Genomic DNA, 15,620 nt, shown 5'->3' with positions numbered 1-15,620 from the left:
GGTCAGCCGTCCTCGGTGCGTGCGCCGAAGACGATCTCGTCCCACGAGGGCATCGACGTGCGACCCCGTCGACGCGTCTGCTCGGCGGCCGGCTCCGCGGCTTCGGGCTGGGAACTCTCCGGCTCGGCGGGCGCCGGCTCGTCGTCGGGCTCGGGTGCGTCGAAGAGGGCGACGGGGGTGGAGGTGCGCTCCTCCCCGTGCTCACCCGGCATCGGCTCGCGCTGGCCGCGGCGGCGGCGCAGCGCTTCGAGGAGGTCTGCCGTCTCCGCAGACGTCACGGGTGCGTCGGGCGCACGCTTGATGGCGGCCTGCTGCACAGCGGCGGACGAGGAGGGACGCGGCTCAGGGGATTCGAGGTCGGCGTCAGGTTCGGAGAGTGCACGAGGACCGAATGCACCACTGTCGAAGCGGGAGGCATCCTTCTGCGGCGCGGAGTCCAGAGCACGCAGGCGGGGGATGAGGCCTTCGGGCAGCGAGCCCTGGCGCGACAGCTGGGTCGCGTCGGAGTTCTGCGGCGCGAGGGACGATCGGCGCGGATCGAACGACCAGCGGGCGTCGTGCTCGACCTCCCCGACGGTGAACTCGAGCTTCACGGTCCAGCCGTTCTGGTCCTTCCAGCTCGTCCAGCGCTCGCCCGTGGCGCCGGCTTCGGTGAGCTTCGCGCGGACGGCATTGCCGAAGGTCGGCTGCGCCCCGGGATCGAGTTCGCCCCCGATCAGCACGGTCACGGCCAGCGCCTGACCCACGATGTGCTCGCGTTCGGCCAAGACCGGTCCTTCAAAGCGCTGAACGTCCTCGACGCGCACACCGAGAAGCTGAGCCACATCCTCGGCCGTCATGCCGGCACGGATGTGAGCCTGGATGTCGCGGGGGTTCGGGCGGGTTGTGCGGGGCTCGGCATCCCGCTGCAGGCGGCGCAGGTGGGTGCGCAGCGCCTCGTCGACGGCGAGCGAGAAGCGGTCGCCGTCGTCGGTCGCGAGCATGAGGCGACCGTCCTCGGTGCCGATCACTTTGAGCTGTTCCATGCGGACGTCCTCCAGATCCAGCGTGTGCGTTCATGCTGTCACGGAGCAGGCCCGGCGGCGGGAATATCCGGGGCGCGCCGCGAGTTTGCGGTGTGGCACCCCCGAAAGGCAGCTGCGGCCCGGCGGCTCATTTGCGATTCACCGTGAGGTGATGCAAACTATGGCCGCCCGAACGGGCCGCACCCCACAGCACCACCCCGAAAGTTGAGACGTTCTCGAATGGCCACGGATTACGACGCCCCCCGCAAGACCGAAGACGACAGCGAGTCGATCGAGGCTCTCAAGGAACGCGTCCCGGACAAGATGTCCGGCTCGGTCGACGTCGAGGACTCTGACAACCCGAGCGGGTTCGAGCTCCCCGGCGCAGACCTCTCCGACGTCGACCTCGACGTCGTCGTCCTCCCTCCTCAGGAGGACGAATTCACCTGCGTCGAGTGCTTCCTCGTGAAGCACCGGACCCAGATCGACCACCAGACCTCGATCGGTGCCATCTGCACCGAGTGCGCCGCGTAAGCAGCGCCGACCTTCCTCGGCGTCAGCCGCGGAGACTTAGCGACCCCGCTGCGCGCGGGTGATGATCGCCACCACCCGATCGGGTGTGCGCGACGAGAACACCCAGCGTGCCGCGGGGTCGTCGTCGTCTGAGACGGGAACGCGGACGACGCCGTCGATGCCGCCGCGCAGGACATGCCAATCGTCCCCGCGCAGGCCGCCGCCTCTCGCCGTGCGGGCGTCGTCCCCGGTGAGGAACTCGGGCTCGCCGAGTTCGGACACCGCGATGTGGGCGCGCCCCACGTGCAGGACCCCGTCACGGACGGCGATCACGGGCGCGGCGAGGACGAGCGCCGAGACGAGGACGACTCCGACGGCCAGTCCGATGACGAGGGCGAGGGTCGTGTCGATCGGCGAGAACACCACGGCTGCCATCGGGGCGCACACCGCTGCGCTCACCAGGAGCCACAGGGACGGGCTCAGCCGCTCGCGGTAGGAAGCGGGGACGGTGCGGTCGGTGTTGTGCATTAGCCTCGGGGGGTGATGGATACCGTGGACGTTCCCATTATCTCGGCTCATGTGCCCGTCTACGCGCACCCCGGGGATGCAGGCGCCGACCTCGTCTCGACCGAGCAGGTGCGGCTGGCTCCCGGCCAGCGCGCCCTCATCGGCACCGGAGTGCGCATCGCGCTTCCCGACGGCTACGTCGCCTTCGTCGTCCCCCGCAGTGGTCTGGCCGCCAAACACGGCATCACCGTCGTGAACTCCCCGGGCACGGTCGACGCCGGATACCGGGGTGAGATCAAGGTGACGCTGCTGAACACGGATGCCGCCGAGGCGTTCGACATCGCACCGGGCGATCGGATCGCCCAACTCATCGTGATGCCCGTCTCGCGGGCGACTTTCCTCCCCGTCGACGCGCTTCCCGACAGTGTGCGCGGTGACGGGGGATTCGGATCCACCGGCTACACGACAGGAACAACCGCATGAGCGACGAGCTCGCCCCCAAGTCGGCACCGAGCGATCGTGCCGCCAACGGCCCCTTCGACGAGGCGGAAGCCAATCCCGTCCGCCCCTACATCGATCTCGGCGGCGTCAAGGTCCTGCCCCGGGAGGGGCTGAACCTCCGGCTCGAGGTCGAGGAGCAGACGAAGCGCATCGTCGCAGTGGGCTTGGACTACGCCGGCTCCACCCTCCAGGTGCAGCCGTTCGCCGCACCGCGCTCCAGCGGCCTGTGGGAGGAGACGCGCGAGCAGATCCGTCAGCAGGTCCGTCAGCAGGGAGGACGCGTCGAGGAGCGCGAAGGTCCTCTGGGACCAGAGCTGCTCGCCGAAGTCCCCGTCGCCGGCGCGGATGGCGCGGCCGGTAAGCGGCTCGCACGGTTCGTGGGCGTCGACGGCCCCCGGTGGTTCCTGCGCGGCGTGATCGGCGGAGCCGCCGCCGGTGACGTCGCGGCTGCCGAGCAGGTCGAAGACCTCTTCCGATCGATCGTCGTGGTGCGCGGGACGACGCCGATGCCCCCGCGGGACCTCATCCCTCTCAAGATGCCCGCGACGCCCGGCAGCGCGTGAGCATGGCGCAGGACCGACCCGGCGAGCCGTCGGCCGATCGACCGGATCTCGTCCCGCCGTCAGCGGGTGAACCGACGGCATCCGACCTCATCGGTCAGGCCCTCGGAGGCGCCGCGAAACGTGCGGGACTCGATCCGACCGACGACGCCACGACCGGACACGTCGTCTGGCGGGCGATGGGCGGATGGCGGGGGATCGGCGAGTCCGTCCTCCCGGGGCTCGTGTTCGTCGTCCTCTACACGGTCACCGGTCAGGACCTCGTGCTCTCGCTCGTGGCATCGGTGGGGTTGGCGGCCGTCTTCACGATCATTCGCCTGGTTCAGCGGTCTCCCGTTGCGGCGGCCTTCGGCGGCCTGATCGCGACGGGCGCCGCCGCAGCGCTCGCGCTGTTCACGGGTCGGGGCGTCGACAATTTCGTCCCCGGGCTGATCACGAACGCGGCGTACGGGACAGGGCTCCTCGTCTCGGCGCTGATCGGGTGGTCGCTCATCGGCGTCGCTGTCGGGTTCCTCATGAACGAGGGCACGGCGTGGCGGGCAGACCGCCGCAAGCGCCGGGTGTTCTTCTGGCTGACGATCGCGTGGGCCGCGCTGTTCTTCGCGCGCCTCGCGGTGCAGCTGCCGCTGTACCTCACGGATCAGACGGCGGCACTCGGCACTCTGAAGCTCATCATGGGCCTGCCGCTGTTCGCGCCGATGGTCGCCGTGACCTGGCTCGCCGTCCGTGCGCTCTATCCGCCGCGCGCCGCGTCGACCGAGGAAGCCGCAGCAGAACGCCCCTGACCGGTCCGACGGCTGGTTGACTGGCCGTATGGACGCCGTCCCGATGTTCCCGCTCGGAAGTGTGCTGTTCCCGCACGCGCCGCTCGTCCTTCGGATCTTCGAACCGCGCTACCTGACGATGCTCGGGAGACTGCTCGAGCACGAGGACCCGGAGTTCGGCGTCGTCCTGATCGAGCGCGGACGAGAAGCCGGCGGGGGAGAGGAACGCTCCTCCCTCGGCACGATGGCCAGGATCGTCCAGGTCGAAGCGGGAAGCGCCGACCTCTTCGTGATCGCCGTCGGCGGAGATCGCATCACGGTCGACCGCTGGGGTCTCGACGACCCGCATCCGATCGCCGACGTGACGCCCCTGCAGCCGCTGGCCTGGGACGAGGAGCTGGCACCGCTGCGGCGCGACGCGGAGCGGGTGGTCCGCCGTGTCGCCACGCTCGCTTCGGTGCTCGGGGAAGCGCGGTGGGATCCCGATACGGAGGTGTCGGACGACCCCGTCGAGTCGAGCTGGCAGCTCGCCGCGATCGCACCCCTCGGCGAGTACGACCAGTTCCGTCTGCTCGGCGCCACGAGCCTGCGCGATCTCCTCACGTTGCTGGTCCGGCTGTGTCTCGACGAGGAGCCGGTGCTCGTCGCGCGCGCTGCGGACGAGGTCGATCCAGACGAGGAGAGCGGCGCCTGAGGCAGCGGCATCCGCCCGCGTAGAGTATCTTGATATCAAGATAAATTTCGCCCGCCTGGGTAAGGCGGACCTCACTAGTCACCGGGACCAGGCCGGGCGAAGATGGGAGGGCCGGCTCACGCCGCGCCCGCCGACGAAGGAGAGCACACGTGTCCACAGTTGACAGCTTCGGTGCCAAGAGCACACTCACAGTCGGCGACACCGACTACGAGATCTTCCGCATCGACACCGTTCCCGGTTTCGAGAAGCTTCCGTACAGCCTCAAGATCCTCCTCGAGAACCTGCTTCGCACCGAGGACGGCGCGAACGTCACCAAGGAGCAGATCGAGGCCCTCGGTAACTGGAACCCCGATGCCGAGCCCAACACCGAGATCCAGTTCACGCCGGCGCGCGTGGTCATGCAGGACTTCACCGGTGTTCCCTGCATCGTCGACCTCGCCACCATGCGCGAGGCCGTCACCGCCCTCGGCGGCGATCCGAGCAAGATCAACCCGCTGTCGCCGGCCGAGATGGTCATCGATCACTCGGTCATCGCCGACCTCTTCGGATCCGAGAACGCCCTCGAGCGCAACGTCGAGATCGAGTACGAGCGCAACGGTGAGCGCTACCAGTTCCTGCGCTGGGGTCAGACCGCCTTCGACGACTTCAAGGTCGTCCCCCCGGGGACCGGCATCGTCCACCAGGTGAACATCGAGCACCTCGCCAAGGTCATCTACGACCGTCCGGTCGACGGCGTCCTGCGCGCCTACCCCGACACATGCGTCGGCACCGACTCGCACACCACGATGGTCAACGGCCTGGGCGTGCTCGGCTGGGGCGTCGGCGGCATCGAGGCCGAGGCCGCCATGCTCGGCCAGCCGGTCTCCATGCTCATCCCGCGCGTCGTCGGCTTCAAGCTCACCGGTGAGATCCCCGCCGGCGTGACCGCGACGGACGTCGTCCTCACGATCACCGACATGCTCCGCAAGCACGGCGTGGTCGGCAAGTTCGTCGAGTTCTACGGCGAGGGCGTCGCCCAGGTGCCGCTGGCCAACCGCGCCACCATCGGCAACATGAGCCCCGAGTTCGGTTCGACCGCCGCGATGTTCCCGGTCGACGACGTGACCCTCGACTACCTGCGCCTCACGGGACGCGACGAGCAGACCGTCGCCCTCGTCGAGGCGTACGCCAAGGCTCAGTCGCTGTGGCACGACGCCTCCCGCGAGCTCAGCTTCAGCGAGTTCATGGAGCTCGACCTGTCGACGGTCGTCCCCTCCATCGCCGGCCCGAAGCGTCCGCAGGACCGCATTCTGCTCTCCGAGGCGAAGAACCAGTTCGAGAAGGACATCCTCAACTACGCGGATGCCGCGGCTGAGGACTCCGTCGAGATCGAAGGCACCTTCCCCGCGTCAGACCCGGGTTCCGCTCCCGGCGTCGAGCACGAGACCGTCTCGGCCGAGGGCGTCTCGCACCAGCACGAGCACGAGCACGTCCCCTCGATGATCTCGAGCGGTGCCCGCCACGCGGCATCCAAGCCGGTCAAGGTCACGACTCCCGACGGGCAGTCCTACCTCCTCGACAACGGTGCGGTCACCCTCGCGGCCATCACCTCGTGCACCAACACGTCGAACCCGTCGGTCATGATCGCGGCGGGCCTCCTCGCCAAGAAGGCCGTCGACAAGGGCCTGAAGCGCAAGCCGTGGGTCAAGACGACGCTCGGACCCGGCTCGAAGGTCGTCACCGACTACTACGAGAAGTCCGGTCTCGACAAGGCGCTCGAGGGCCTCGACTTCTACACCGTCGGCTACGGCTGCACGATCTGCATCGGCAACTCGGGTCCGCTCATCGAGGAGGTGTCGGCGGCGATCAACGAGAACGACCTCGCCGTCACCGCCGTCCTCTCGGGCAACCGCAACTTCGAGGGCCGCATCAGCCCCGATGTGAAGATGAACTACCTGGCCTCGCCGCCGCTGGTCGTCGCCTACGCTCTCGCCGGGTCGATGAACTTCGACTTCGAGACCGATGCGCTCGGCAAGGACGCGGACGGCAACGACGTGTTCCTGAAGGACATCTGGCCCTCGCCCGACGAGGTCCAGGAGGTCATCGACCACTCCATCTCGCGCGAGCAGTTCATCAAGCAGTACTCGACCGTCTTCGACGGCGACGAGCGCTGGCAGAACCTGCCCACGCCCACCGGCCCCATCTTCGAATGGGACGAGGATTCGACGTACGTCCGCAAGGCACCGTACTTCGACGGCATGGAGAGCACGCCGGCACCCGTCACCGACATCTCCGGTGCGCGCGTCATGGCGACCCTGGGCGACTCGGTCACGACCGACCACATCAGCCCGGCCGGCAACATCAAGGCCGGCACCCCGGCGGCTCAGTACCTCACCGAGCACGGGGTGGCACAGAAGGACTTCAACTCCTACGGCTCGCGTCGCGGAAACCACGAGGTCATGATCCGCGGCACGTTCGCGAACATCCGCCTGAAGAACGAGATCGTCGCCGCGGTCAACGACGGCAAGGTCGTCGAGGGCGGTTTCACCCGCGACTTCACCCAGCCCGGCGGACCGCAGTCGTACATCTACGACGCGAGCCAGAACTACCAGGCGCAGGGCACCCCGCTCGTCGTCTTCGGCGGCAAGGAGTACGGCTCCGGTTCGTCGCGTGACTGGGCGGCCAAGGGCACGAGCCTGCTGGGCGTCAAGGCGGTCATCACCGAGAGCTTCGAGCGCATCCACCGCTCGAACCTGATCGGCATGGGCGTAGTCCCGCTGCAGTTCCCCGCCGGGGAGAGCTGGAGCTCGCTCGGCCTCGACGGCACCGAGATCGTCTCGATCACGGGCCTCGAGCAGCTGAACGAGGGCGTCACGCCCAAGACGGTGAAGGTCGTCGCCGAGCCGAGCGAGTTCTCGCCGGAGGGCAAGCAGACGGTCGAGTTCGACGCGGTCGTCCGCATCGACACCCCCGGTGAGGCTGACTACTACCGCAACGGCGGCATCCTGCAGTACGTGCTGCGTTCGCTGGTCTGACCCGCGTGTCAAGAGGACCCCGGCTCCGCGTGGAGTCGGGGTCCTCTCGCATGCGGGCACGTAGACTCCTGTCATGAGTCTTCTCGAGGGAATTTCCGGTCCGCGTGACCTCGATCGGTTCTCGAGCGAGGAGCTTCACATCCTCGCCGATGAGATCCGGACCTTCCTCGTCGAGAACGTCTCGCGCACCGGTGGCCACCTCGGCCCGAACCTCGGTGTCGTCGAGTTGACGATCGCACTGCACCGCGTCTTCGACTCCCCGAACGACCCGATCATCTTCGACACCGGACACCAGTCCTACGTCCACAAGCTGCTCACCGGTCGTCAGGACTTCTCGAAGCTGCGCTCGCGCGGCGGTCTCGCCGGTTACCCGCAGCGCTCCGAGAGCCCGCACGATGTCGTCGAGTCCTCGCACGCGTCGAGCTCGTTGAGCTGGGCGGACGGCGTCTCGCGTGCCCTGACCGTGACCGGGCGCAAGGATCGTCACGTCGTCGCCGTCGTGGGTGATGGCTCGCTCACGGGCGGCATGACGTGGGAGGCGCTCAACAACATCTCCGACGACAACGATCGCAACCTCGTCATCGTCGTCAACGACAACGGCCGCTCATACGCGCCGACCATCGGGGGCATGGCCCGCTACCTCAACCGCGTTCGCACGGCCGACAGCTACAAGACCCTGCGTCAGAGCTCCGCCCACGTCTCCCGGCTGCTGGGACCCATCGGCCGCGCGGTCTACCGCGGCGTCCGCGGCGGCACGCACGGCTTCCTGTCGCGCTTCACCAACAACGTGGCGCTGTACTCCAACCTCGACATCAAGTACCTCGGTCCCGTCGACGGGCACGACCTCGATGCCATGGAGGAGACGCTCCGTCTCGCGAAGCAGTACGGCGCGCCGGTCATCGTGCACGCCATCACCGACAAGGGGCGCGGGTTCGAGCCGGCGCGGCGTGACGAGGCCGACCAGTTCCACGCGGTCGGCAAGATCGATCCGGTCACGGGGGAGCCGATCGGGTCCTCGGATGCGGTCGCCTGGACGGACGTCTTCTCCGAGGCGCTCGTGGCGGCCGGGGAGCGGCGCGACGACATCATCGCGATGACCGCCGCGATGCTGCGACCGACCGGCCTGCAGGAGTTCGCACAGAGGTTCCCGAAGCGCGTGTACGACGTCGGCATCGCCGAGCAGCACGCGGTCGCCTCGGCCGCAGGGCTCGCGTTCGGCGGTGTCCACCCGGTCGTGGCGATCTACGCCACGTTCATGAACCGGGCGTTCGACCAGGTCATGATGGATGTCGCGCTGCACAAGGCGGGCGTCACCTTCGTCCTCGACCGGTCGGGCGTGACCGGGCCCGACGGTCCGAGCCACCACGGCATCTGGGACCTCGCCATGCTGCAGCTCGTGCCCGGCATCCGGATCGCCGCGCCCCGCGACGCGGAGCGGCTGGTCGAACTCTTCGACGAGGCGATCACCGTCGAGGACGCGCCCACCGTGGTGCGTTTTCCGAAGGGGTCCGTGCCGGATGCCCTCGACGCGATCGAGCGTCTGGCGGACGGCACGGACGTGCTGTACCGCAGCGGCGCCGAGGACGTCCTCATCGTCGGCATCGGCCCGATGGCGCATATGGCCGTCGAGGTCGCCGACCGGCTCCGCGCCCAGGGCATCGGTTCGACGGTCATCGACCCTCGCTGGGCTGTTCCCATCCGCCCTGCCGTCGTCGAGCTCGCGGCATCCCATCGCCTGGTGATCACGATCGAGGACGGCATCCGCGTCGGCGGTGTCGGGACGCGCGTGCGTCAAGTGCTGCGCGAGGCGGGCGTCTCGACGGCCGTCGACGAGCTCGGCCTTCCGGACGAGTTCATCGACCACGCGACCCGCGAGCAGATCCTCGCCGATGCAGGCCTGACGGCCTCGAAGATCGCGCAGGACGTCGTGTCGCAGGTGCTCGGCACGCGCGTACCCGTCGCCCGCCAGTCGAGCGACGACGCCGTGTGGAGCTCGCAGGAGGTCGAACTCCGCGGCCCGACCGACGCGGCTTCCGACTGACCGCGTGACAGCATGGAGGGATGCAGACACGGCAGCATTCCGGCGATGAGAACCTGAGTCGAGAGGATGCCGCGGCCCGGGCATCCGTCATCGATCTCGACACGATCGAGGTCGACCTGGACGTCCGGTCGGCGTCCGACGCCTCCCGCGATGACTTCGCGACGCAGAGCACTCTGCGATTCCGCGCGTCGGCCGCCGAGACGTGGGTCGACTTCCTCGGCGTCGCCGTCGACGAGGTGGAGCTCAACGGTGCGCCGCAACCGGTCGAGTGGGACGGTGCCCGGATCCGCCTCTCGGGACTCGCCGAGGACAACACGGTCCGCATCCGCGCCCGTGGTCGGTACAGCCGGTCGGGTGAGGGTCTTCACCGCTTCACGGATCCCGTGGACGGGGCCGTGTATCTGTACACGCAGTACGAGCCTGCCGACAGCCGCCGCGTCTACCCCTGCTTCGAGCAGCCCGACCTGAAGGCGCGGTGGACCTTCCACATCACGGCGTCGGGTGACGGCGTCGTCCTGTCGGGCGGCGCCGAGACCTCTCGCCTCGACGTCGACGTCGACGGCGGGGTCCGCGTGTCCTTCGCCGAGACGCCCCTGCTGTCGAGCTACGTCACCGCGGTCGCCGTCGGGCCGTACCACCGCGTCGACGGGGCCTGGACGGGGGAGCGGCAGAGCGTGGACCTCGGCGTCCTCTGCCGCGCCTCGCTCGCGGACCACCTCGACGCGGACGAGATCCTCGACATCACCCGCCGAGGACTCGACTTCTTCACAGCGGCCTTCGACCAGGACTACCCGTGGGGTAAGTACGACCAGATCTTCGTCCCCGAGTACAACCTGGGGGCGATGGAGAACCCGGGTCTCGTCACCTTCACCGAGGCGTACGTCTTCCGCGGCGCGGCGACGGCCGCGCAACGCGAAGCGCGCTCCAACACGATCCTCCACGAGATGGCGCACATGTGGTTCGGCGACCTCGTCACGATGCGGTGGTGGGACGATCTGTGGCTCAAGGAGTCGTTCGCCGACTTCATGGGGACGCACGCGAACGTCGCGACAGGACTGCACCCGGATGCCTGGGTCACCTTCGCGAGCCGGCGGAAGGGGTGGGCGTACGTCCAGGACCAGCTCCCCACGACGCATCCGATCGTCGCCGACATCCCCGATCTCGAGGCGGCCAAGCTGAACTTCGACGGCATCACCTACGCAAAGGGTGCGTCGGTTCTGAAGCAGCTCGTCGGGTTCGTCGGCGAGGAGGCCTTCTTCCGCGGCGCGCAGCGGTACTTCGCCGCCCACGCCTACGGCAACACGACGCTCGAGGATCTCCTCGTCGCGCTGGAGGAGGCGTCGGGGCGCGACCTGCGATCGTGGAGCACGGCGTGGCTCGAGACGACCGGCCTGCCGACCCTCACCGTCGATCGCGGCCCTCTGGCCGTCGTGCAGGACGTCGCACGACCGCACGCGGTCCGCGTCGGTCTGTGGGACGACGAGGCGGGACGTCTCGTCGCGCGCGGCGATGTCACCGTCGACCTGTTCGGTGAGCGCACCCTCGTCGACGCGCCCGTCCTCCCTGACACCGCCCTCGTGATCGCCAACGTCGACGACCGCTCCTATGCGAAGGTGCGGCTCGACGACCGGTCGCTCGCAGCCGTCACGGCAGGCCTGTCATCGATGCCCGACGCGGTCGCGCGCGGCGTCGTCTGGGCGGCGCTGTGGAACGCGGTGCGTGACCGGGAACTCGCGGCATCCGTCTATCTGGCGATCGCGGCGGATCACGCTCCCCGCGAATCGCACCCGGCGCTCCTGAGCGACGTCCTCGCCCACGCCGCCTTCGCGATCCGTCATTACGTGTCGGACGTCGAGCGGGCATCGGCCGCGTGGTTGGAGGGAGCATGGCGCGCCATGGCGGCGGCGGACGCCGGGTCCGACGCGCAGCTCATCTGGGCACGAGCAGTGGGTGTGGCCGCCGAACTGTCCGGGGACCGCGCGGCCGAGATGTCGGCGATCCTGGCAGGAGAGGCACCGGCACCGGCGGGTCTCCCGCTCGACCCCGACCTCCGGTGGGGATGGCTCTTCGGTCTCGCGGCGTCCGGCCACGCGGACGCCGCGCGCATCGACGCCGAAGCGGAGCGGGATGCGACCGCCTCGGGCCGCACGGCGCGTCTGGCGGCGCTCGCGGCGCGGCCGGAGGCATCCGTCCGTCGCGACGCGTGGCGGGCGGCCTGGGAGGACGAGACGCTGACCAACGACCACCTCGATGCCACCATCCGTGGCGCGCGGGCGGGGGAGAGTCGTGACCTCGTCGCGGAGTTCGACGCCCCGTACTTCGAGCGGATCCTGCCGGCGTGGCGCTCGCGCAGCATCGAGATCGCCGCGCGCCTCGTGCGGGGGTTGTTCCCCGCCACGGAAGACACCGCGTCGGTCGACGCCTGGCTTGAGGCGAACACCGATGCACCCGGTTCGCTCAGGCGCATCGTGATCGAGCAGCGTGATCACCTCGCGCGCGATCTCCGGGTCCGTGCGGCCCAGGCGCAGCTCACTCGGCACTGACGGACGCGTACGGCCCCCGGGACACCCCGGGGGCCGTACGCGTTCCTGGGTCCGTCAGGCGATGCCGCGGATCGGCGGGTGGTGGAACGTGTCGCCGAACACCCGGTCGCTCGCGCCCTCACGGTCGAGGTACGGCGTCGCACCGCCGTCGATGAAGGGCCATCCTGCTCCGAGGATCAGGCACAGGTCGATGTCCTCGACCTCGGGCACGACGCCCTCGTCCAACATGAGTCTGATCTCCTGCGCAAGGCCGTCCTGCACACGGCGGAGGATCTCTTCGGCGGATGCCGGTGTCGATCCCGTCGCCTTCTTCGCGACCTTCTCGGCGGCCTTCGTGAATCCGGTCACGCGGCCGCCCTTGTCCTTCTCGACGACCTCGTCCAACGCGGCGAGCTCGTGGAAGTTCTCGTTCGCATAGAACCGGTCGGGAAAAGCGCGGACCATCGTGTCCTGCACGTGGGCGGCGACCTTCCAGCCGACGAGGTCGATGAGCTGGAACGGTCCCATCGGCAGGCCGAGCGGCGCGAACGCCTTCTCGACGTCCGCGACGGGCGTGCCCTCGTAGACGGCGCGCGCGGCCTCGCCCATGACCTTGGCGAGCAGACGGTTCACGACGAATCCGGGCGCGTCGGCGGTGAGGACCGCGTTCTTGCCCAGCCCCCGGGCGACGACGAACGCCGTCGAGAGGGCGGCATCCGACGTCAGCGGAGTCTTCACGACCTCGATGAGCGGCATGACCGCGACCGGGTTGAAGAAGTGGAAGCCGACCAGGCGCTCGGGGTGAGCGAGCTTGGCGCCGATCTCCTCGACCGAGAGCGACGACGTGTTGGTCGCGAGGATCGCATCCTCCGCGACGACGGCCTCGATCTCGGCGAACACCGACTGCTTGACGCCGACCTCTTCGAAGACCGCCTCGATGACGAAGTCGCAGTCGGCATAGGCCGACTTGTCGGTCGTCCCGGTCACGAGGGCGCGCAGCTTGTTGGCGGTGTCGCCGTCGAGCCGGCCCTTCGCCTCGAGCTTGCCGATCTCGTCGTGGATGTAGGCGACGCCCTTGTCGACGCGCGCCTGATCGAGGTCCGTGATCAGCACGGGCACCTGGAGCTTGCGCACGAACAGAAGGGCGAACTGGCTGGCCATGAGCCCCGCGCCGATGACGCCGACCTTCGTGACCTTCTTCGCGAGCGCCTTGTCGGGCGCGCCGACGGGACGCTTCGCCCGCTTCTGCACCAGATCGAACGCGTACATGGATGCCGCGAACTGGTCGCCCGTGACGAGCGAGGCGAGCGCGTCGTCCTCACGCGCGAACCCTTCGGCCTTCGTGCCGCTCTTGGCCTTGTCGAGCAGGTCGAGCGCGACGTAGGGGGAGCGCGGGACCGTGCCGATCTTCGACTCGAGCATGCCGCGGGCCATCTTGATCGCGATGGGCCACTTGGTGAGCCGCTCGATCTTGCCGGGGGCGTTCTTGCGCTCGACCTTGATCGTGCCGCCGAGGACGCCGTCGGCCCACCGCAGTGACGACTCGAGGTAGCTCGACGCCGGGAAGATCGCGTCCATGATCCCGAGGTCGAAGGCCTGCTGCGGCTTCAGGACGCGGTTCTGCTTCAGCGGGTTGGAGACGACGACCTCGAGCGCGTTCTCGATGCCGATCAGGTTCGGCAGGAGGTACGCGCCGCCCCAGCCGGGGATGATTCCGAGGAAGACCTCCGGCAGCGCGATCGCGGCGGCGGAGGCATCCACCGTCCGGTACGTCGAGTTCAGCGCGATCTCGAGCCCGCCGCCCAGGGCGAGCCCGTTCACGAAGGCGAACGACGGCACGCCGAGATCCGACAGCTTGCCGAGGACGTGGTGACCGAGCTGGGCGATCAGTCGCGCGTTCTCGACGGAGCCGACGTTGCTGACCTCGCTGAGGTCGGCGCCGGCGGCGAGGATGTACTGCTTGCCCGTGATGCCGACGGCCTGGATCTCGCCGGCGCGCGCCCGAGCGGCGAGCGTGTCGAGGGTGGCGCCCAGGGCGGTCAACGTCGCGGGCCCCAGCGTGTTGGGACGGGTGTGATCGCGGCCGTTGTCCAGCGTGATCAGGGCGAGCACCCTGCCGGTGGCGAGGGTCACGTCGCGCACCGGCGAGTTCGTCACGACCTCGGTGTCGGAGAGGGCGAGCAGGGGCGAGAAGTCGATCTGGTCGTAGTTGGTCATCGTCGGCGGCCTCACTTCTTCTTCTTGCCGTTGTAGTGCGGGTTCTCCCAGATGACGGAGCCGCCCTGGCCGAGTCCCACGCACATGGCCGTGAGGCCGTAACGCACGTCGGGGCGCTCGGCGAAGTGGGCCGCCAGCTGGATCATGAGGCGGACGCCGGATGCCGCGAGCGGGTGCCCGAGCGCGATGGCACCGCCCCACGGGTTGACCCGCGGGTCGTCGTCGGCGATCCCGAAGTGGTCGAGGAGCGAGATGACCTGGACGGCGAACGCCTCGTTCAGTTCGAAGAGGCCGATGTCGTCGATCGTCAGGCCCGCCTTCTTCAGGGCCTTCTCCGTGGAGGGGATGGGGCCGATGCCCATGATCTCGGGCTGCACGCCTGCGAACGCGAACGAGACGAGCCGCATCTTGGGGGCGAGCCCCAGCTCCTGGACGGCACCGCCGCCGGCGAGCAGCGACATCGTCGCACCGTCGGTGAGCGGCGACGAGGTGCCGGCCGTGACCCGCCCGTGCGGACGGAACGGCGTCTTCAGCGCGGCGAGGTCGGCCATCGTCGTCTGCGGACGGCGCCCCTCGTCTTCGGTCGCGAGTCCCCATGCGCCTGCGGCATCCTTCACCGCGACCGAGACCAGATCGGGCTGGAACTTGCCGGCTTCGTAGGCGGCCTGCGCCTTGTGCTGGCTGAGCATTCCGAAGCGGTCGGAGCGCTCCTTGGTGAGCTGCGGGTAGCGGTCGAAGATGCGCTCGGCCGTGACGCCCATGTTCAGCGCGCCGGGGTCGACCATCTTCTCTGCGACGAAGCGCGGGTTCGGGTCGGCGTTGCCGCCGATCGGGTAGTGCCCCATGTGCTCGACGCCGCCGGCGAGGGCGACGTCGTACATCCCGACACCGATGGATGCCGCCATGGTGGTCACGCTCGTCATGGCGCCGGCGCACATGCGGTCGATGGCGAAGCCGGGGACCGTCTGGGGGAGGCCTGCGAGGATCGCGACCGATCGGCCGAGCGTCAGCCCCTGCTCGCCGGTCTGGCTGGTGGCGGCGATCGCGACATCGTCGACGCGCTCGGCGGGAACGCCGGGGTTCCGCTCCATCAGACCGATCGTCGCCTTGACGGCGAGGTCATCGGCGCGGGTGTTCCAATACATGCCCTTCTCGCCGGCACGCCCGAACGGGGTGCGCATTCCGTCGACGAAATAGACGTCCGAAAGCTCGGCCACATTGCCTCCAAAGATTGGGTTCCCACCCAGCCTAGAGAGGCGCTCCGACCGTGAAAATCGGTTGGT

The 15,620-nt window shown here is 69.0% G+C and carries 12 protein-coding genes; 8 read left to right on the top strand and 4 right to left on the bottom strand.

Translation table 11 applies throughout. The annotated features are described in order from the left end of the window. Positions 1-2 precede the first annotated feature (2 nt). Complete coding sequence (sepH, locus tag H286_RS0105125) at positions 3-1,025, bottom strand: septation protein SepH (RefSeq protein WP_020097342.1); 1,023 nt, start codon at positions 1,023-1,025, stop codon at positions 3-5. Between the two features lie 219 nt (positions 1,026-1,244). Between sepH and H286_RS0105120 the strand changes: the two genes are divergently transcribed. Next, entirely contained in the window at positions 1,245-1,538 is a 294-nt protein-coding gene (locus H286_RS0105120; RefSeq protein WP_018186686.1) for a DUF4193 domain-containing protein, read from the top strand. A gap of 36 nt (positions 1,539-1,574) precedes the next feature. Here H286_RS0105120 and H286_RS0105115 read toward each other — a convergent pair whose 3' ends face one another. After that, on the bottom strand, positions 1,575-2,045 hold the full coding sequence (locus tag H286_RS0105115) for a DUF3093 domain-containing protein (protein ID WP_020097341.1): 471 nt from the start codon (positions 2,043-2,045) through the stop codon (positions 1,575-1,577). A gap of 12 nt (positions 2,046-2,057) precedes the next feature. Between H286_RS0105115 and dut the strand changes: the two genes are divergently transcribed. From dut to pepN, 7 genes are all read left to right on the top strand, one after another. Next, entirely contained in the window at positions 2,058-2,507 is a 450-nt protein-coding gene (dut, locus tag H286_RS0105110; RefSeq protein WP_026302850.1) for a dUTP diphosphatase, read from the top strand. Further along, positions 2,504-3,088 carry a DUF3710 domain-containing protein gene (locus tag H286_RS0105105; protein ID WP_020097340.1) on the top strand — a complete coding sequence of 195 codons (585 nt, stop codon included), beginning with the start codon at positions 2,504-2,506 and terminating at the stop codon, positions 3,086-3,088. The genes dut and H286_RS0105105 overlap by 4 nt, the downstream gene beginning before the upstream one ends. A 2-nt stretch (positions 3,089-3,090) precedes the next feature. Beyond that, complete coding sequence (locus H286_RS0105100; RefSeq protein ID WP_020665426.1) at positions 3,091-3,870, top strand: DUF3159 domain-containing protein; 780 nt, start codon at positions 3,091-3,093, stop codon at positions 3,868-3,870. A gap of 28 nt (positions 3,871-3,898) precedes the next feature. Continuing rightward, the gene (locus H286_RS0105095; protein ID WP_020097338.1) at positions 3,899-4,543 is read left to right on the top strand and encodes an LON peptidase substrate-binding domain-containing protein; all 645 of its coding nucleotides are present in this window, start codon (positions 3,899-3,901) and stop codon (positions 4,541-4,543) included. 149 nt (positions 4,544-4,692) lie between these two features. Continuing rightward, positions 4,693-7,557: an aconitate hydratase gene (locus H286_RS0105090; protein ID WP_018186692.1), complete on the top strand. Its 2,865-nt coding sequence runs from the start codon at positions 4,693-4,695 to the stop codon at positions 7,555-7,557. Positions 7,558-7,630: 73 nt separating this feature from the next. Beyond that, positions 7,631-9,598 (top strand): 1-deoxy-D-xylulose-5-phosphate synthase, encoded by a 1,968-nt coding sequence (gene dxs, locus H286_RS0105085; protein WP_020097337.1) that lies wholly within the window; start codon positions 7,631-7,633, stop codon positions 9,596-9,598. A gap of 20 nt (positions 9,599-9,618) precedes the next feature. Next, positions 9,619-12,141 carry an aminopeptidase N gene (gene pepN, locus H286_RS0105080; RefSeq protein WP_020097336.1) on the top strand — a complete coding sequence of 841 codons (2,523 nt, stop codon included), beginning with the start codon at positions 9,619-9,621 and terminating at the stop codon, positions 12,139-12,141. Between the two features lie 54 nt (positions 12,142-12,195). Here pepN and H286_RS0105075 read toward each other — a convergent pair whose 3' ends face one another. Together H286_RS0105075 and H286_RS0105070 are read right to left on the bottom strand one after the other, a co-directional pair. Beyond that, a complete protein-coding gene (locus tag H286_RS0105075; protein WP_020097335.1) occupies positions 12,196-14,337 on the bottom strand; it encodes a 3-hydroxyacyl-CoA dehydrogenase NAD-binding domain-containing protein in 2,142 nt (713 codons plus the stop codon). An 11-nt stretch (positions 14,338-14,348) separates the two neighbouring features. Continuing rightward, positions 14,349-15,554 (bottom strand): thiolase family protein, encoded by a 1,206-nt coding sequence (locus H286_RS0105070; protein ID WP_020097334.1) that lies wholly within the window; start codon positions 15,552-15,554, stop codon positions 14,349-14,351. Positions 15,555-15,620: the final 66 nt, after the last annotated feature.

This window comes from Microbacterium sp. 11MF (assembly GCF_000383475.1).
Classification (GTDB): domain Bacteria; phylum Actinomycetota; class Actinomycetes; order Actinomycetales; family Microbacteriaceae; genus Microbacterium; species Microbacterium aquilitoris.
The sequence above is the reverse complement of the archived record's forward strand: the minus strand, read 5'-3'. Positions and strand labels throughout refer to the sequence as shown.